The following is an 18,980-nucleotide window of genomic DNA, read 5'->3' as shown; positions in this document are numbered from 1 at the left end:
TGCTGGGGGTCAATATGATAAAAAAGCGTGTGTGGGGTCTTGTTCTTGGCGGGTTGGTGATGATGGTGCTCGATGGCTGTGTCTCGCCGCAGGAGCGGCGGCTGAAGCAGGCGCGTGAGCATGCCTTCATCAGCTACTGGCCGGCATCTGCGCAGGGCGAGGGGCTGCGGCTGGCGGTGAAAGACAACATTGACATGAAGGGGCGGGTAACTTCGGCGGGGTCTGAGTATGTGGCGAAGCACAGCGCCCCGGCGGTGCGTGATGCGCCGTGTCTGGCGCTGGCGCGGGAACGCAATGTGCAGATCGTGGGCAAAACGAATCTGACGGAGTTTGCGGTGACGGTGTCCGGCGAGAACCGATTTTTTGGCACGCCGAAAAGCCGGCTGGATGGCAAAGGCGATGTGATCCCAGGTGGTTCTTCGAGCGGCTCGGCGGTGGCCGTGGCCACGCACATGGCGGATGTGGCGTTTGGCACGGACACGGGCGGATCCATCCGGGTGCCTGCGGCCTGCAACGGTGTGTATGGGCTGAAGACAACCTTTGGGCTGGTTTCCACGAAGGGTGTGTTTCCGATCTCGCCGAAGCATCTGGACACGGTGGGGCCGCTGGCACGAAACATTGGCGATCTGGCGCAGGGGATGGACCTGCTGCAGCGTGGGTTTGCGGGGAAGTACCGGGAGGCGGTGGCTGACAAACCACGGGCACGGCAGATCACGATCGGCAGGCTGTATTTGAACGGGACGGATTCGGCGATCGACAAGGCGATCGACGCAGAGCTCACGGCGCGGCATTTCAAGATCGTGAGGCTGAGCAAGGACTTCGAGAAGAAATGGCGTGCTGCGGAGAAGGACGGCAAGGTGGTGGCGCTGGGGGATGCGTGGTACAACGACCAGAAGTACGCGAACCAAAAAGGCGTGAGCCTGCTGACGAAGCTGGTGCTGGCGAAGGGCGAGCTGGACTACAAATTTGGCTATGCCGGGGCGGTGAAGCGCAAGGCGGCCTGGCAGCGGGAACTGAGGTCGGTTTTCAAGCGGGTGGATTTCATCGCGGTGCCGACGCTGCAGGGACTGCCGCCGAAGATGCCGTACTGGGGATCTGATGTGGTGTTTGAACTGCGGGTGTTTGAGATGCAGAACACGGTGGCGGTGAACTATGCGGGCAATCCCGCGCTGGCCATTCCGATCCAGATGCCGCCCCAGGGCAAGACGACTCCCGTGACCAGCCTGCAACTGGTGGGTCCGCGCCTGAGCGAGGCCGCACTCCTGAATGCGGGCCGACTGATTGAACACCAAAACTAACACCATGTACCTATCCTCCCTCTGCCGAACCACTCTCTATGCCGCAGCGCTGCTGCTCACCTGCACAACCAGTCGTGCGCAAAGCGCGACTGAGCTGATGCAGAGCGGTGATGTGTATGATGTCCAATTTAAGGCCAATGATGCGCTGCGGTACTATCTGCCTGCGGAGAAGCTGGAGCCTGCGAATGTGGCCCTGCTGGTGCGCATCGCGCGGCAGTACCGGCATCTGATGTCTGACGCGGGCACGGGGGCGGAGAAGCTCAAAATTGGCGCGGTGGCGCTGGACTATGGCAAGCGTGCGGCCAAGCTGGGGCCGAATGATTCGGACGCGCAGATCTCACCGGCGATCACTTACGGACGCATGCTGCCGTATCAGGGGAACAAGGAGCAGGTGGCGGCGACGCCGCTGATCAAAGCGGGGGCGGACCGGGCGATCGCCCTGAATCCGCGCAATGATGTGGCCTGGCATGTGCTGGGGAGGTGGCATCAGGTGCTGGCCAATGTGGGTACGCTGAAACATCTGCTGGGCGGACTGATCTACGGCAAGCTGCCGACGACGACGAATGAGACGGCGGTGAAGTGCTTTGAGCGTGCGATTGCGATCAACCCGCGGCGCCCACGGCATTTCATTGAGCTGGGGCGGACGTTTGCGCACATGGGGAGGAATGCGGAGGCGCGGAAGTATATCACAAAGGGGCTGACGATGCCCGACATGGAGAAGGATGATGCAGAGGTGAAGGCGCTGGGGCGTGCGGAGCTGGCGAAGCTGCCTTGAAGTGGGTGGGGAGAGATTGAATGACACTTTATATTACTTTGTAGCTTGCAGGGTTTGGGAAAGCGAGGGCTAGGGAGCCAGCCGCACGCTCTTAGCGCGGCGGGGTTCATTGCAGACGCTGCTGGTGGGCTTGGCGTGCGGCGATGCGCTGGGTTTGCTTCCCGGTCGTGGCACAGCCAACCCAGGGTCGCCTCGCTGAGGCTCGGCTGACCCTGGGCTAAATTCCGCAGCCCCTTCAGGGCTGGCGTGTGGCAGAGCGGAGTGGGGGAAGATGACGCCTGTTTGCCAAGGGAATCCGGGAGCGGCAAACGATGCGTCGAAAGAGGTCAAAGCGCAGAAAAAATCGCCTTAACTGAGTGCCATTCATGCTGTGGGTGTTTGCGGAGTGCTGGCTTTTTCGCCAAAGCTACGAAGCCTGGGACGGGCTCGGAAAGGTCGGCGCTCCGCAGATTGCTATGGCTGCTACACCTTGCCGGGCGCGGAGGTGGGGAGATCGGCGAGAGTGCCGTCGATGAAGGTGTGGTGCCAGAGCTGGGTGGCGACGACGGCGGCGAGGCCCATTTCGACGGAGAGGCGCGGGAGGGAGCCGGCGCGGAGTTCGCGGAAGGCTTTCCGCCAGTGGCGGACTTGGGCGATGTCGAAGTAGCCGGTGCGGCGCAGGGATTCTTCGCTGAGAAGTTCACTGACAAACTTGGGCTCGGGGTCGATGTGGAAGCTGTCGAGCGGAGCGCGGAAGATGACTTTTTGCCGGCGGGCGATTTCTTTCGGGAGCCAGCGTTCGGCGACGAGGCGCAGGAGGTGTTTGTCGCGGAAGCCCTTGAGCTTCCACTGCGGGGCGAGCTTGGAGGTGAAGTCGAAGACGTCTTCGTCGAGGAAGGGGTAGCGGACTTCGACGGAGGAGTGCATGGCCACGCGATCTCCTTTGGCCTGAAGCAGATGACCGGCGAGGGTGACGCGTGCGCCGACCCAGAGGCTGCGATTGAGCGGGGTCCAGTGCTTGGCGCGCTCGAGATTCATGCCGAGGCTGTCCCAAGGGCGGGCGGTGGCGAGGACTTCGCGCATGGGTTCACCGTAGAAGCGGAGTTTGGAGAGCGCGAGCACGCCATAGCTGTCGATCCAGGCATTGGGGCCGCCGACGGCGTCCTCCCACATCTTGCGGCTGGTGGCGGGATAGTGAGGGACTTTGTTGAGGCGGAGGAATGCGCGGCGTGCCATGTCGCTGAGGCGCAGGCCGGGGATGGCATCAAGAGCGCCGAAGATCTTGGCGATCTTGTACCAGGGATAGCCTGCGAGCCATTCGTCTGCGCCTTCGCCGGTGAGGACGACTTTTTGACCATTGGTGTGGACGCGGCGTGCGAGCATGAGCAGCGCAGCGCAGGAGGTGTCGATGACGGGTGCTTCGGCGGCGTGGATGAGCTGGGGATACATGTCCAGGGCATCGCTGGCGCGAAAGTCCTGAACGATGGGGGGCTTGGTGCCGATGTGCTTGGCGGTACGCTGGGCGGCGCTGAGTTCATCGAGCTTCGGATCATCGACACGAATGGTGTAGGTGTTGATGGATTCGCCTTTGAGCTTGCAGGCCATGGCGACGATCATGCTGGAATCGAGACCGCCGGAGAGGTAGGCGCCGACGGGAACATCGGCGCGGAGGCGTTTGTCCACGGCTTGAAGGAGAAGGCTCTCCAACTCATCGACGAGCTTGGTGGGATCAGTCGTGGGGTCTTCATCGCCCTGATTGGGGAAATCCATTTCCCAATAAGTGTGCTCCTTGATGGGCTCTGCCTCACCGGGGGTGATCTGCAGGTAGTGGCCGGCACGGAGGAGATGGATGCCGGCGAAGCACGTCGTCGGTCCGGGCATGGCGCCGAAGGTGAAGATGTGATCAATGCCCTTCCGGTCAGCCTGCGGGGTGAACATACCAGAAGCCAGCAGGCCTTTGATCTCGGAGGCAAAGAGCAGCCAGTCGCCCTGGCGTGTCCAATACAAGGGGGCGATGCCGAAGCGATCGCGCCCGAGGGTGAGCTGATGGCGCGGGACATCGTACAAGGCGACGGCAAACTGGCCGCGCATGCGCTCGAACATGGCTTCGTGACTTTCCTCCCAGAGATGCGGGATGATCTCGGTATCGCAGTGGGTGTGAAGAACGTGGCCGCGTGAAACGAGCTCGGCGCGCTTTTCGGGGAAGTCGAAGAACTCGCCGTTGTAAACGGTGTAAGCGCTCTGGTCTTCATTGCACATGGGCTGCTGACCATCGGCGAGACCGACAATGCTGAGACGGCGGGAAGCGAGGGAGACGCCGGGGCGCTTGAAAAAGCCTTCTTCATCGGGGCCCCGGTGAGTCAAGGCGCGAGCCATGCGTTCGACGACACCTTCAGACACCGAACGCCTTCCGGCCAGATCCATGATACCAGCAATGCCACACATATGTGGAACGTTATCGCTGCGTATGGGGGGGTGAAGCAATCGTTAACTGGTCAGGTAGGGATAGACCCCATATGGGGGCGGGGCCTGCCGGGATCATTTCCACCGCGCCTGCATCCGGGCTTCAAAGCGCTTCAGCAGTTCGGCATCGGCGCGGAAGGTTGTTTGCCGCAGATCTTCAAGCAATTCGATGCCATTGCAGAGCCGGCGTTCATCTGCGAGGTCAATCAAGTTGAGCGTGCCAACAGCCAGCAGGCCGCGTGTTTCCGCCGCCATCCTGCCGCGGCGTTCGTCCATCAGGACCACTTTCAGCCTTTGCTCCAGAGCAAGGCTGATGGCCTCCGTTTCACCTTTGCCGAGCTGTACAGTCTCATCCAGATGACGGACCTGCATGACCCGCAGCCAAGACGGAGGTGCCTGGAGCCAGCGCTCCACGGCTTCAGGAGCTTTGGGGTGACGAAGTTCCGCGAGCACAGCCGAGGGGATCAAGACTTCTCCAAAGAGCGAGCCAAGAATGTCGGTGCGTCCGATCAGGATGAGATAGTTGAGCGGGGTGGTGTCCGCCACGACCACGCCGGTCGAGTTCATGCCTGCAAGAATGAACGCAACTTTGCAGAACTCTCTTCAAGCTCCTCCCAGGAGGGCTGCTGCTCTGCGCCCTGCCGCTTGAAAAAGGTCTCCGCCTCATGAAAGCCCAGCCCCAGCATTTCTGCAGCCTGACCGCGCGAAAGCCTGCCTTCGCGATAGCTCTCGGTGATCAGCATTTCACGCGCGCGCCCGGCGGCGTCAGCCGTGTCGAGGCCGAGCAGACGCTTCCATGCATCGGGTAGTTCGAGGACAATGGTCATGCCGGAAATTACCTTTTTTGGAACTGACCGCAAGGGGGCACTTGTTCGAGCGTTCAGCAGTCAGGGTAGGGTTTTACCCCATGGTGGGTATGGGGTGGGAGGGACTAAGGGAAGGCACTGCCGCTGGAAGTCAGCGGAGTAGACGGACTCATGCAGCGGGGCCGTAAACTTTTTTCCTTTTATCACACACATGCCCACACTCAATCAATCCGCTTCGTCACTGCCGCCCCCGCTTCCAATCTTAAACAAGGAGAGTGTCGCCATCATCGGGATCGGCTGCCGGTTCCCTGGTGGGGTGAATGATGCGGAGGCGTTCTGGAAGCTGCTTGAGGAAGGGCGTGATGCGGTGTGTGAAGTGCCGGCGGACCGCTGGAATGTGGAGCGTTTTTATGACGCAGAGCCGGGCATCGTGGGCAAGACCGTGGCCAAGCGCGGCGGCTTCATCGATGGCATCGACCAGTTTGACCCGCAGTTCTTCGGCATCTCGCCGCGTGAGGCGCCTTACATTGATCCGCAGCAGAGGCTGCTGCTGGAAACGGCGTATGAGGCGATCGAGGATGCAGGGCTGGTGCTGGATCTCGACAAGGGCACGGACATCGGCGTGTTCGTCGGCATCTCGCACAATGATTACCAGGGCTTGCAGCACACCTCGACGGATCGCGCGGGCATCAGCGCGCACACGCCGACGGGCAGCGCGCACAGCATCGCAGCGAACCGCATTTCGTATTGTTTGAATCTGACAGGGCCGAGCATTGCGATGGACACGGCCTGCTCATCAGCACTGACGGCGGTGCATGTGGCGTGTGAGCACATTTTGGATGGACGCTGCAAAACGGCGATGGCTGGCGGTGTGACGGTGATGATCACACCGGATGGATTCATCGGATTTTCACAGGCGGGGATGCTTTCGCCTGAAGGCAAATGCAAGGCCTTCGATGCCTCGGCGAACGGATTCGTGCGCGGTGAAGGTGCTGGCATGGTGCTGCTGAAAAAACTTTCTGACGCCATCGCGGATGGTGATCCGATTCATGCGGTGATCATTGGCTCCGCAGTGAATTCAGACGGGCATACGAATGGCATCTCGCTGCCGAGTCCGGAAGCGCAGGCCAACCTGGTGCATGATGCGTGTGTGCTGGCGGGCGTGATGCCCGCAGAGATCGGCTATGTGGAAGCGCATGGCACGGGCACGGCGGTGGGAGATCCGATCGAAGCGCATGCCCTGGCCGAGGCCCTGTGTGCGGAGCGTGCGGAGGATTCGCCGCTGATCATTGGATCGGTGAAGACGAATCTGGGGCATTTGGAAACCGCCTCGGGTGTGGCAGGATTGGTCAAGGCGGCGCTGGTGCTCAAGCACGGTCGTATTCCACCGAGCCTGCATTTTGAATCGCCGAATCCGCACATTGATTTCAACGCGCTGAAGCTGCGCGTGCCGGTGGCCAGTGAAGAATTTCCGGAGCTTGGAGCGCTGCGCCTTGCGGGGGTGAACTCCTTTGGTTTTGGCGGGTCCAATGCGCATGTGATTTTGTCCGAGGCACCGAAGCAGGCAGCGCGTGTTCATGTGACTCCCAGCAACAACCGCGCGTGGCCGCTGACGCTTTCCGCACGGTCTGAGAAGGCGCTGCAGTCTGCCGCGTGGCAGCTGAGCACGTGGGTGGATGATCACTCGAAGCTCAATGGCAGCTCGCCTCTGCTGCAAGACCTCACCTACATGCTGGGTGCGCGGCGCAATCATCACTCATACCGTCTGGCGCTGACTGCGCGGACACTGGGCGAAGTGGTGCAGGAGCTGAGCGCGTTTGCGTCGGGTCAACCCGGGCCGCGCATGCGCAGCTCCTTCACGCCCCGGCCCGAGCATGCGGCACGCGTGGTGTTTGTGATGAGCGGCCAGGGGCCGCAGTGGCAGGGCATGGGCTGCGAGCTCATGAAGCATGAGCCGGTGTTTCAAAAGATGATCGAAGCCTGTGACAAGGCGATGAAGCCGTGGGTGAAGTTTTCCCTGATGGATGAACTCAATCGTCCCGAGGCGGAGACGAAGATGCAGCAGACGGCGATCTCGCAGCCGGCGATTTTCGCCATGCAGATGGGACTGGCGGCGCTGTGGCAGTCCTGGGGCATCCAGCCTGCGGCGGTGGTCGGGCACAGTGTGGGCGAGGTGGCGGCAGCGTGCATCGCGGGCATCCTCACGCTGGAGCAGGCGGCGAAGATCATCGTGCTGCGCGGGAAGTTCATGGACGAATGCGCCGCAGCAGGCGGAACGATGCTGGCGGTGGGGATGAGCCCGGATGAAGCGCTGGCGGTGATCGCCAAGCATGACCGTGCGGTGAGCATTGCGGCCTTCAACGGGCCGCGCTCGCTGACGTTGTCGGGCTTGAAGACATCGCTGGAGGCCATCGCGGCCGAGTTGGAAACGAAGGGTGTGTTTGCGCGCTTCCTGCAGGTGAGCCATCCCTTCCATCATGCGATGATGCAATCCGCTGCGGATGCCTTGAAGGCGGCGCTGATAGATTTGAAACCGCAGGCTGAAAAGCTGCCTTTTTTCAGCACGGTGACGGGCAGGCGTCTGAGTGGTGCTTCTTGTGATGCAGGCCATTGGTCACGCGGTGTGCGGCAGCCGGTGGAGTTTGCGACGGCGATTGCTGCGGTGGCGGATTTTGGAGCGGATGTGTGGCTGGAGATCGGCGCGCATCCCGCACTGGTGCGCTCCATGCAGGAATGCCTGGGTGAAAATGGAGGCAAAGCCACGGTGCTGGCCTCGGCACGCCGTGAGCGCGAGCATGAGTCTCTGCTGGAGACGGCGCTGGATCTGCATCTGGCGGGAGTGGTGCTGGACTTCAAGGCGCTAACGCCATCGCGGCGGCATCTGACGCTGCCAACTTATGCGTGGGACAAGAGCCGCTGGTGGAATGAATCTGCCGAGATGCGCGAAGGACGGCTGGCTCCCGGAGGCAAGGGGTTGCTGGACATCCGCCTCGCGCGATCCACTCCGACGTGGATCACACGGCTGGACAACCGGCACATGGCTTTCCTGAAGGATCATCGTGTGGAGAACCTCATCATCTTTCCGGCAGCGGGGTTTGTGGAAATGGCGCTGGAGGCCGGGGTGCAGTTGTTTGAGGGCAAGGCCTTCGTCATTGAAGACTTTGAAATCCGCAAGCCTCTCATTCTGCCTGATCCGCCGTCCGGGCTGCTGATGGAGCTGACGTATGATCTGACGGAGCGCACGTTCTCCATTCAGAGCAAGTTTGAAAGCGGGGCCTCGTGGTCCACGCATGTGGTGGGTGCGATGCGCGGTGAGCGCACCGAGTCGTCCTTCGCTGCAACGACCTGGGAGGCCTCCAAGCTGCCTGCGGTGGGGCTGGACACTTTCTATGATCACATGAGTGACATGGGCCTGCGCTATGGTGAGGAGTTTCGCCCGATTCGTGAGCTGTCCGCGAGTGCCGGAAAATCGGCAGGACGCGTGGCGCTGAGTGCTGGGATAGCTGCGCGTGCGGCGGAGTATCCGCTGCATCCGGTGCTGTTTGATGGCGCGCTGCAAATCTTCTCCGCAGGTGCGGCGACGGTGGAAGGACGCACGGCGGGACTGCGGCTGCCGGTGCGCTTTTCACGCATCTTGTTTCTGCGCACGCCGGGGGCTTCGAGCCGGGTGTGTGCGGGCGTGAAGGATGCGAATGATGAATTCGTGGAAGGCGGCATCGACCTGTATGACGAGGCGGGTCGGCCGTGTGTGCGCATTGACGGATTCCGCGCGATCAGCGTGGAAGGTTCACGGCGCACAGGCAAAAACGGCAAGGGCCGGGATGTGACGTATCACATCGCCTGGGAGGAGCGCACGCTGGGAAACAAACCTGCGGCTGCGGCTCCGGTGGCCCTGAGCCGGCTGCATGCAGCGGCGCAGAGCGCGCTGGATGAAGTGCTGGACATGCGCGGGCGCAACAACCTGGATGCGGCGAGCGCAGCAGGTGATGAACTGACCGCCGCGCAAGTGGCGAGCGGTCTGCGTGCGATGGGCGCGGAAGGGGAATTCACGGCGAAATCACTCGGCGTGAGCGACTCGATGCAGCGCTCGTTTGTGCAGCTGATGAACAACTTGGTGAAGCAAAAGCTGCTGATCCAAAAAGGTGCGGGGTACCAGACGACACCGTCCTTCAAGAAGGCGGCGGATTCGGCGGTGACGCTGCTGAGTTCATGCATCGGCCTGTATCCGGGGCATCTGCCGGAAGCGTTGCTGTGCGGGGCCACCTGTGCGGAGCTGGGCCCCATCATGCGTGGTGAGAAGGAGGCGGTGCAGGTCTTGTTTGCCAGCGGTGGCGCGGATCTGCTGGATCAGTTTTACGGCGACGGACTCGTGACAAGCCCATGGCTGGCGGCGATGGGCAGTGCGGTGAGTGAAGCGGCACGCCAGCTTCCGGAAGGACGCGGGCTGCGCATCTTGGAAATCGGCGCAGGCACGGGCGGACTGGCCTCGCAGGTCCTGCCAGGTCTGGAGCGTGGTGTGCATACGTATGTGTTCAGCGATGTCTCACCAGCCTTCTTTCCTGCGGCGAAGCAGAAGCTGAACAGCTTTTCCGAAGTCGAGTATCAGGTCTTTGATCTGGAGAAGCCCGGCATTGAGCAGGAATTCAAGGCGGGCTCGTTTGACATCATCCTTGGCACGAATGTGATCCATGCGGTGAGCGATGTGCGCAGCGCGCTGAGTAATCTCCATGAGCTGCTGGTTCCCGGCGGGAGCCTGATGTTTGTGGATGTGGCGACGCCGCATCTGTGGCTGAACGCGGTCTTTGGACTGACGAGCGGCTGGTGGCGTTTCACGGACCGCGATCTGCGCCCGAATCATCCGCTGCTGGAGCGTGAGCAATGGCAGAAGGTGCTGGGTGAAACGGGATTCAGCGAAACGGTTTCGCTCTCCGGTTTGATCCGCTCCCAAGGCGGCGAAAGCTTGATCGGTCTGATGGCACGCAAGCCGTGGAGCGAGGCGGTGCATGCCGAGCCTGCTCTGGCGGAAGTGCCGGTGGAGAAATCGTGGCTGGTGATGGCGGATGCGGGTGGGCTGGGAGATGAGCTGGCGGTGCAACTGCGTGCGAGCGGAGTGAACTGCCGGGTGGCGCATCGTGGCAATGCCTTTGAGCCGGAGGGCACGGATGCCTTTGCCCTGCGTGCGGAGTCGCTGGAAGACTGGCAGCTGCTGCTGAAAGCCTGCGCGGACGAAGTGCCGGAGCGGTTTGTCTATCTGTGGAGTTTGGATGAGAAGGAACCTGTGGCCGGCAAGGATGCCGCGATGATGGGCACGGATGGATTGTTTCACCTGACGCAGGCGCTGGAGCTGCTGAATCCGGCGGCCAAGCTGCGGATCGATGTGGTGACGCGTGGTGCGCAAGCTGTGGGCCGTAACAACCAGGTGGCGCTGGCGCAGGGGCCGTCGATCGGCCTGATGCGGGTGATTGCCAATGAGCACAGCAACTACACGTGCCGTGGCATTGACCTGCCGCCTGAGGCAAGCGCCGCAGACTGCGGGATGCTGTGGACGGAACTCCAGCAGGAGGATGCGGAGCGTGAGATCGCCTACCGTGGTGAGGCGCGCTATGTGCGACGCATCAACCGTGGGCTGCAACCGCGTGAGCAGGTGCTGGATGCGAGCGTGCCGCTGCGACTGGAGTCGCGGGAGCGCGGTCTGCTGGATGCGCTGAAACTGGTGCCCTTTGAGCTGCCGCCGTGTGGTGCGGGCGAAGTGGTGATCGAAGTGAAGGCAGCGGGGATGAATTTCCGCGATGTGCTGAAGGCGCTGGCTTTGTATCCTGCCGAAACGGCGGATGCGCGGGTCTTTGGAGATGAAGTGGCCGGGATCGTGAAGGCAGTGGGCAGCGGTGTGACGCATGTGAAGACGGGCGATCGTGTGTTTGGCCTGGCGGTGTTTGGCCTGGCGACGTACTCCATGGCGCGTGCGGCTGATGTGCGTGTGATTCCTGCAGGGCTGTCGTTTGAAGAAGCGGCGACGCTGCCGGTGGTCTTCATGACATCGTGGTATGCGCTGAAGACGGCGGCGAATTTGAAGAAGGGTGAACGCATCCTGATTCATGCGGGTGCGGGCGGCGTGGGCATGGCGGCGATTCAGATCGCGCATCATCTGGGGGCGGAAGTGATCGCGAGTGCCGGGAGTCCGGCGAAGCGCGCGCTGCTGTCTGTCCTGGGGGTGAAGCATGTGATCGACTCACGGCGTGGCGACTTTGCCGAAGCGGTGATGGAGCTGACGCATGGCAAAGGCGTGCATGTGGTGCTGAACGCACTGGCTGCTGAAGCCATCCCGATGGGGCTTTCCTGTCTGGCGCAGTCGGGCCGGTTCATTGAGATCGGCAAACGGGACATTTATCAAAACAGCCGCATCCCGCTGTGGCATCTGCGGAAGAACGCTTCATTCCACGTGGTGGCGATGGATGCGATCTTCAGCGATGACGAAGAACAGACGCGCGAGCTGCTGGGAACGATTGCCGAACTGGTGGAGAAGAAGGCGCTGCATGCGCTGCCGTTCCGCGCCTTCCCGGCGTGCCGCATTGATGTGGCCTTCCGCCTGATGGCGCAGGGCAGGCACACGGGCAAAGTGATCGTGTCATTCCCCGAGCCGTTTGTGGTGAGACGTGGCGAGCCGCTGACGCCGGCCTTTGCGGTGAAGGCGGACGGCTGCTACCTGATCACGGGTGGGTTTGGTGGATTTGGCAAGGTGCTGGCCGAGTGGCTGGCCGACTGTGGCGCGAAGCACCTGGTGCTGAGCAGCCGCAGCGGGCCGAGCACGCCTGTGGCGGAAGACTTCCTCAAGAAGCTGCGCGCACGTGGTGTGGATGTGAAGGTGGTGCTGGCAGATGCCGGTGTGCCGGAGGACATCCAGCGACTGCTGGCGGACATCGCCACGACGAAGATCCCGCTGAAGGGCGTGTTTCATCTGGCGATGGTGATTGATGATGCGCCGATGGCGGCGCTGACACGTGAGCGGATGCGCACGGTGCTGGCTCCGAAGGCGCACGGTGCGTGGATGCTGCATGAAGGCACGCTGGGCATGAGCCTGGACTGCTTTGTGATGTTCTCGTCTGTCTCGAGCATCTTTGGAAATTCGGCGCAGGCGAACTATGCGTCTGCGAATGCGTTCCTGGATTCACTGGCACATCATCGCGCGGCCATGGGGCTGCCGGCGCTGGTGATCAACTGGGGTGCGCTGGGCGGGGAAGGGTATGTGGCGCGCAATGAACGTGTGGCTGAATATTTGGCGCGTCAGGGCACGACGCCGCTGTTGCCGCGTGAGGTGGTGTTTTTGACGGAGTCTTATCTCAATTCAGGAGCCACGCAGGCGATGGCGATGCGAGTGGACTGGTCGAAGTGGCGGCAGTCATTCCGTGGCAGCCAGGAGAGTCCTTTGCTGGAGCGCATCTATGCGGCCGGTGTGGACGCTCCGGAAGCGAGCGGCGCGAAGAGCGACTGGCGGCGCAAGATTGAATCTGCCGCGCCTGCGGAGCGTGCGGATGTGATCGGCCAGGCGGTGCGTGATGTGGTGGGCTCTGTGCTGCGGGTGAAACCTGAGGGGCTGCGCTTTGACCAGCCGCTGACGGACCTGGGGCTGGATTCACTGATGGCGGTGGAGATCGAGAACTCGATCGAGAGCTCCATCGGAGTGGCGCTGCCACCGGCGAGCCTGATGCGTGCGCGCACGATCGGGCAGATCGCGACCTTGATTTCTGAACACATGGGAGCAGCGGCTGCACCCCAAGCACCTGCAGAGCCTGCGGAACCCGTGGCAACGGAGGACGTGGATCTGGAGGCGCTGAGTGATGAAGAGATTGACCGGCTGCTGGATGATGCCGACATCGAGGATGAGAAACCCCAGGCGCTGAAGGCTCAAGCCTGATGTCTGAAGACAATCGAGCACGCCTGAAGCAATGGCTGGCGAGCGGAGAAATCCGCCTGCAGCCACTGAGCTTTCCGCAGCGCGAGCTGTGGGAGGCGGCGCCTGTGCCGGCCGGGGATGTGTCCAACAACATCTGCGCGCTGATTCAGGTGCGCGGACTGCTGACGCCACAAGGGAGCGAGGCGGCTCTGCAAAAAGTGGTGGACCGGCAGGAGGTGCTGCGGCTTTCGATCCTGCCGGGCAAGGTGCAGCCGATGCAGATGATCCGCCGGACGGCGGTGCCTGCGCTGCGTTTTCACGAGCTGTCACCCGAGCAGCAAGAACCGGAGGCCATCGAGGAACTGACGCGGGAGATTGCGAGCCGGCCGTTTGATCTGGTGCAAGGGCCGCTGTATCGCGCGGAAGTGTTTCGGCGCTCTGCGGATGAGCATGTGCTGGTGCTGGTGATTCATCATGCGATTGCGGATGGCTGGACGCTGGGGGTGTTTGTGCAAGATTTGTTTGCCTCCTACATGCAGGGGGTGCGGGGAAATCACGCGGCACTGCCGCCAGTGCCGCAGACGTATGCGCAGTGGGGCGCTGCTGAGCGTGCTTTCTGGCAGCCTGCGGTGCTGGCACCACGGCTGGAGTTTTGGAGGACGCATCTGGCTGGAGCGCCACGACTCTGGAACATCGCCGTGAGTGGTGAGATGAAGCGCTGCGTGACGCAGGTGTCTGGCGAACTTGGCCGCGCGGTGCGCGAACTGGCGCGACGCAATGGCGCGACGCTTTTCACCACGCTGCTGACGGCGTTTCAAATCGCGCTGTCGAAGTGGACGGGGCAGGATGACATCGTCGTCGGCACGCCGGTGGCGAATCGCAGCACGCAGGCGGCGCGCGAGACGATGGGCTACTGCTCAGGCATTGTGCCGTTGCGCGGGCAGATTGATCGCACGCGGTCGTTTGCCGAGAGTCTGCATGCGGTGCATGAGACGACGGTGGAGTCGTTTGCGAATGCGATCCCCTTTGCGGAACTGGTGCGTGCTTTGGGAGGATCGACACCTCCGGGGCACAACCCGATTTTTGAGGTGCGGTTTGCGCTGCAGAATCATCCGATTCCTGATGTGGCGGTGCCGGGGCTTTCGCTGCAACTGCGCATGCGCAGCACGGGCACGGCGCGATTCAACCTGGCGTGTGAGATCAACGAGGAAGGGGAGGCAATGGAGGTCGCGTGGCTGTTTCACGCAGACCAGTTTTCACTGGCCGACATTGAGCAGGTGGGGCGCATGTATCTCGATGTGCTCGCCGGAGTGTGCCAGTCGCCGGAAATTTTAACAGCTGCACTGATGACGACATTGCGATGAAAACTGAACCCTCCATCACACCGCACTGGGTGAGCCGCTCGGCATTTCAGATCGTGGTGTTTTTGTTTTTGTTTGCCGAAATCGGGCTGTGGGCGGTGCTGCACAGCGGGGCATCCCTTTGGTGGGCGCTGCCGCTGGTGCTGGTGGCGAGCCATTTCATGCACGGGGCGGCGGTGGGCTTTCATGAGGCGACGCATGGGCTGCTGCGGAGAAACCGGCGCTTCAATGAATTTGATGGTGTGCTGCTGGGGGTCTTCAGCTTCATGAGCTTCAGCCTGTACCGCGCGGCGCATCAGACGCACCATGCGTACTTTGCCACGGAGCGTGATGAGGAGCTGTGGCCGTTTGTTTTCACGAAGGCACCGCGGTGGAGCCGGGTGCTGGTGGCATTTCTCGAGCTGACTTGCGGAATAGTGTACACGCCGTTTTTGTTTCTGCGTTCCTTTCTCCGAAAGGGCTCGCCGATTCGCAGCCCGAAGGTGCGGAAGCGTATCTGGGCGGAGCTGGCGCTGATGGTGGTGGTGTGGATCGTGATCTTCGCCGCCGTTTCATACTGGCAGGTGTGGCGCTACTTTGTGTGGATGTATCTGGCTCCGGCATTCATCGCCGGGAACCTGCAAAGCTGGCGCAAGTATGTGGAGCATGTGGGACTGACGGGCAGCACGGTGAACAGCGCGACTCGGCACATCGTGGCCGAGGGCTGGACTGGGCGGCTCGTGGCCTTCACGCTGCTGCATGAGCCCTATCATGGCGTGCATCATCTGCATGTGGGCATACCGCACGCTGAGTTGCCGCACCGCAAGGATGAGATCCTGCCGAAGACACCTGATGAGCGTGCGCCTTTTCCAAGCTACCGGCATGCGATGCTGGATGTGCTCCGCAGCCTGCGTGATCCGCGTGTGGGTGCGCAATGGCATGGGAATGCCAAACAGACATGACGCGCATGCTCACCTTCGCCATTGTCATTGCATCTGTATTCAATCTGGCGGCCTGTCAGGGGCTGCAGAGTGCGAGCCTGGAGGAGGCGCACGAGGCGTGGCTGGTGATGCAGCATGAAAAGCCCGGCACAGTGAAGGCGCAAACGGCGCTGCTGAAGTATGACCACGCGGTGGCGCAGGTGGTGCAGTGCCTGCGCGCCCGGGAAGGGACGGCGGCATGGGGGAAGGAGATGCACATCGCGGGTATGCGAGGATGGCGTCTGACGTTTGATGCGCCTGTGCCATCTGATTCAACACGCACGCTGGCGCTGGCGGAATTCGCGCACTGCCGGCCTGCGGCTGAGGTGAGGCTGCATGGATTTGACCGTGTGGTGGCGCATGACGGCATTGGCGTGCCGGTGGTGCTGGTGCAGGATGATGCGGTGCGTGCGCAGCGGTGGTTTCAGCCGCCGCAAGGCGAATGCCTTTCCGCCACGGCGGTGCTGGAATTTCCGGCTGATGTGCCGGGGCATGCAGCGGAGGCACGGCTGCGATTTTACAATCCGCTGGCGGTGTCGGAGATCGCGGTGGGCGGACAAGTCCAGCCGCTGGCAGAAAACCTCACGGCGGCCCTGCAGGGCACGCTGACGGATGCGCGTGTGGAAGAAAAAGGGGCGGGAGAGCAGGCCGTCTCCGCCTCGGGTGAGCGTGCTTCACGGCTGTTTTTCCTCAGCCGCTATGACAAGGGCAAGGTGCCGGTGATCTTTGTGCATGGCATGCTGGCGGGGTCGGATGTTTGGAAAAACTGCGTCAATGAGATGTATGCGGATGAGGGCCTGCGCCGTCGTTACCAGCCGGTGTGTTTCAGCTATCCCAGCAAGCTGCCGATTCCTGCCTCGGCGGCACGGCTCAGGGAGCTGCTGACGCAGGCGCGCAGCCGGTTTGATGCACGGCACGAGAATGCCGGGTTTGGCCGCATGGTGCTGGTAGGGCACAGCATGGGCGGCCTGCTGGCACGCATGCAGGTCATTGATTCAGGCGAGGACTTCTGGCACGCCTTTTTTGACGTGAGCCCGGAGCGCGTGGAGGGAGAAGTGGATGCGACCACGCGGCACATGCTGCAGCAGTCGTTTTTTTTCAAGCGGCGGAGTGACATCGGCACGGTGGTGTTCATCAGCACGCCGCATCAGGGCAGCGTGCTGGCTGACAACAGTGTGCTGCGGACGCTGGTGCGGACGGCGCTGTTTCTGCCCAAGACGGCAGCGGAGCAGGTGAAGGCGCTCATGGCGCTGCCGGCATCATTCATTCATCCCGCATCACGGGACTTTCATGCCTGGGGCGTGGGAGGTGTGGAAAACCTGGCGGCGAAGCATCCTTTTTTACGAGCGCTGGCGCGGCATCCCATGGTGGTGCCGTTTCATTCCATCATCGCCACACGCCGTGCGGCGGACTGCCGCGCGAGCAGCGACGGGATCGTGCCCTACTGGAGCGCGCATCTGGATGGAGCGGATTCGGAAACCCTCGTGCCTTACTCACACCGCTGCACGGCGAAAGCGGAAACGGTCCAGGCCGTGACGAAGATCCTGGCCGGTATTCGATGAACGACGGTCCTACCCAAGAAATCATGACAGCTCCTTTAACAGAATCCCATGCAACCGCATCAGCCGCGCACGTCTTCGAGGCGCGCGGTCTGAAAAAAGAATACGATGAGGGCAGCGTGCAGGCGCTGCGCGGGGTGAACTTTCGCATCACGCAGGGAGAGTTTGTGGTGATCATCGGCCCGAGCGGCTGCGGCAAAACGACGCTGCTGCAGATGCTGGGCGCGCTGGATGTGCCGAGCGCGGGCATCCTGCATTATCGCGGCAGCTCGATGGCGGAGATGCCGGACCCTTCGGCGTACCGTGCGCGTGAGATCGGCATCATTTTCCAGGCCTTCCATCTGCTGCCGACTTTCACTGCGGTGGAGAATGTGCAGATGCCGATGTTTGAAACGGACCGGCCTGCAGGCACGCGAACTGAGCGGGCGGTGGAGCTGCTGAAGTCTGTGGGATTGGGGCATCGGCTGGATCATTTTCCCGCGAAGCTCTCCGGCGGTGAAAAGCAGCGGGTGGCGATCGCCCGCAGTCTGGCAAATGGCCCTGCGGTGCTGCTGGCGGATGAACCCACGGGGAATCTGGACAGTGAAAACTCGAAGCACATTCTGGAGCTGATCATCCGGCTGCGGCGTGAGCAAAACATGACGCTGGTGCTGGTGACGCATGATCTGAACATTGCGCGCATGGCCACCCGAACCATCGAGATGAAGGACGGCCTGATCGTGGCTGATCAACAAACACCCCAATCCGCAGCCTGATATGAACTTTTTTTCCATTGTTGTGCGCGGCCTGCTGCGACGCCCTGTGCGCACCGGGCTGACGCTGGTGGGCATCTCCGTCGGGATCGGCGCCGTGGTGGCGCTGGTCGGCATCTCGCGCGGTTTTGAAGCGAGCTGGGCGACGGGCATGAAGGTGCGCGGCACGGACATCGTGGTGAGCAACATGGGCAACGCGCTGGCGCCGAAACCGTTCAGCTCCGAGGTGCGGGACCGCATCGCGAAGCTGCCGCAGGTGGCGGAGGCCTGCTCCATCTATGCGGATCTGACGAGCGTGGAGGATGCCTCGATGATGGTGGTGTCTGCGCGTGAGTGGGGCGGATTTTCCTGGCAGAACCTGAAGCTGATCTCCGGGCGCATGCCACATGATGGTATGGAGCTGGCGGCGGTGCTGGGGCAGACGGCGGCGGAGACGCTGAAGAAGAAAGTCGGCGACACGCTGCAGATTGAAACGAAGGAGCTGATCGTCACGGGGATCGTGGATGGCGGTGCGATGGTGGAGAATGGATCGGTGATTCTGTCGCTGGCGCTGTTTCAAAGCATCACGGGTAACGAGGGGCGGATCAACGTGATCGACGTCCGTGCCGCGCCGGGATTGAGCGAGGAGCAGATGAAGGAGCTTTGCGACAAGATCAATGCCGCCGCGCCCGAGGCGCGAGCGATGGTGGCGGGGGAGCATCTGGGCAACAGCCAGGCGTTTCGTTTCATCAGCGCGATGAGCTGGGGGACTTCGCTGCTGGCGGTGATCGTGGGGGTGCTGGGGGTGATGAACACGATGCTGATGACGGTCTTTGAAAGGAAGCAGGAGATCTGCATCCTGCTGGCCATCGGCTGGAAGCCGGGGCGCGTGATTCGCATGATCTTGTGGGAGTCGGCCCTGCTGGGATTTCTGGGCGGCATCGTCGGAGTGATCATCGGCACCATTGGCGTGAAGGTGCTGGAGACGCTGCCGGCGATCCACGGCATGCTGGAGCCGGATTTTAACGCGGGACTGATGGCGGTGGCTGTCGGCCTGGCCGTGGTGGTGGGCGTCATCAGCGGGCTGTATCCAGCATGGCGGAGTTCACGACTGACACCGAGCCTTGCGATGCAGGGCTGAAATTTTAACACGATACC

At 62.1% G+C, this 18,980-nt stretch carries 11 protein-coding genes; 8 read left to right on the top strand and 3 right to left on the bottom strand.

Going from position 1 to position 18,980, the window contains the following annotated elements:
• Nucleotides 1–14 precede the first annotated feature (14 nt).
• Both AC24GY_RS17015 and AC24GY_RS17010 read left to right on the top strand, forming a co-directional pair.
• Complete coding sequence (locus tag AC24GY_RS17015) at nucleotides 15–1,298, top strand: amidase (RefSeq protein ID WP_487685530.1); 1,284 nt, start codon at nucleotides 15–17, stop codon at nucleotides 1,296–1,298.
• A gap of 4 nt (nucleotides 1,299–1,302) precedes the next feature.
• On the top strand, nucleotides 1,303–2,073 hold the full coding sequence (locus AC24GY_RS17010; RefSeq protein WP_487685527.1) for a hypothetical protein: 771 nt from the start codon (nucleotides 1,303–1,305) through the stop codon (nucleotides 2,071–2,073).
• Nucleotides 2,074–2,535: 462 nt separating this feature from the next.
• On the opposite strand, the gene asnB is transcribed toward AC24GY_RS17010, so the two are convergent.
• From asnB to AC24GY_RS16995, 3 genes are all read right to left on the bottom strand, one after another.
• Nucleotides 2,536–4,497, bottom strand: a complete 1,962-nt coding sequence (gene asnB, locus AC24GY_RS17005) for an asparagine synthase (glutamine-hydrolyzing) (RefSeq protein ID WP_487685524.1) — start codon at nucleotides 4,495–4,497, stop codon at nucleotides 2,536–2,538.
• A gap of 93 nt (nucleotides 4,498–4,590) precedes the next feature.
• Entirely contained in the window at nucleotides 4,591–5,082 is a 492-nt protein-coding gene (locus tag AC24GY_RS17000) for a PIN domain-containing protein (RefSeq protein ID WP_487685521.1), read from the bottom strand.
• A complete protein-coding gene (locus AC24GY_RS16995; protein ID WP_422321383.1) occupies nucleotides 5,079–5,342 on the bottom strand; it encodes a UPF0175 family protein in 264 nt (87 codons plus the stop codon). The genes AC24GY_RS17000 and AC24GY_RS16995 overlap by 4 nt, the downstream gene beginning before the upstream one ends.
• Before the next feature lie 190 nt (nucleotides 5,343–5,532).
• Between AC24GY_RS16995 and AC24GY_RS16990 the strand changes: the two genes are divergently transcribed.
• The 6 genes from AC24GY_RS16990 to AC24GY_RS16965 are packed head-to-tail and all read left to right on the top strand — an operon-like array spanning nucleotide 5,533 to nucleotide 18,963.
• Nucleotides 5,533–13,233 (top strand): SDR family NAD(P)-dependent oxidoreductase, encoded by a 7,701-nt coding sequence (locus AC24GY_RS16990; protein WP_487685518.1) that lies wholly within the window; start codon nucleotides 5,533–5,535, stop codon nucleotides 13,231–13,233.
• Nucleotides 13,233–14,576: a condensation domain-containing protein gene (locus AC24GY_RS16985; RefSeq protein WP_487685515.1), complete on the top strand. Its 1,344-nt coding sequence runs from the start codon at nucleotides 13,233–13,235 to the stop codon at nucleotides 14,574–14,576. The genes AC24GY_RS16990 and AC24GY_RS16985 overlap by 1 nt, the downstream gene beginning before the upstream one ends.
• On the top strand, nucleotides 14,573–15,514 hold the full coding sequence (locus AC24GY_RS16980; RefSeq protein ID WP_487685513.1) for a fatty acid desaturase family protein: 942 nt from the start codon (nucleotides 14,573–14,575) through the stop codon (nucleotides 15,512–15,514). Before AC24GY_RS16985 ends, AC24GY_RS16980 begins: the two co-directional genes overlap by 4 nt.
• Nucleotides 15,511–17,094: an esterase/lipase family protein gene (locus AC24GY_RS16975; RefSeq protein ID WP_487685511.1), complete on the top strand. Its 1,584-nt coding sequence runs from the start codon at nucleotides 15,511–15,513 to the stop codon at nucleotides 17,092–17,094. The genes AC24GY_RS16980 and AC24GY_RS16975 overlap by 4 nt, the downstream gene beginning before the upstream one ends.
• Before the next feature lie 23 nt (nucleotides 17,095–17,117).
• Nucleotides 17,118–17,846 (top strand): ABC transporter ATP-binding protein, encoded by a 729-nt coding sequence (locus AC24GY_RS16970; protein WP_487685507.1) that lies wholly within the window; start codon nucleotides 17,118–17,120, stop codon nucleotides 17,844–17,846.
• 1 nt (nucleotide 17,847) lies between these two features.
• Nucleotides 17,848–18,963: an ABC transporter permease gene (locus AC24GY_RS16965; protein WP_487685504.1), complete on the top strand. Its 1,116-nt coding sequence runs from the start codon at nucleotides 17,848–17,850 to the stop codon at nucleotides 18,961–18,963.
• Nucleotides 18,964–18,980 lie beyond the last annotated feature (17 nt).

Source organism: Prosthecobacter sp. Pr1 (genome assembly GCF_057652315.1).
Note: the sequence above shows the minus strand (reverse complement) of the source record. Positions and strands in the feature narration are given on the sequence as shown.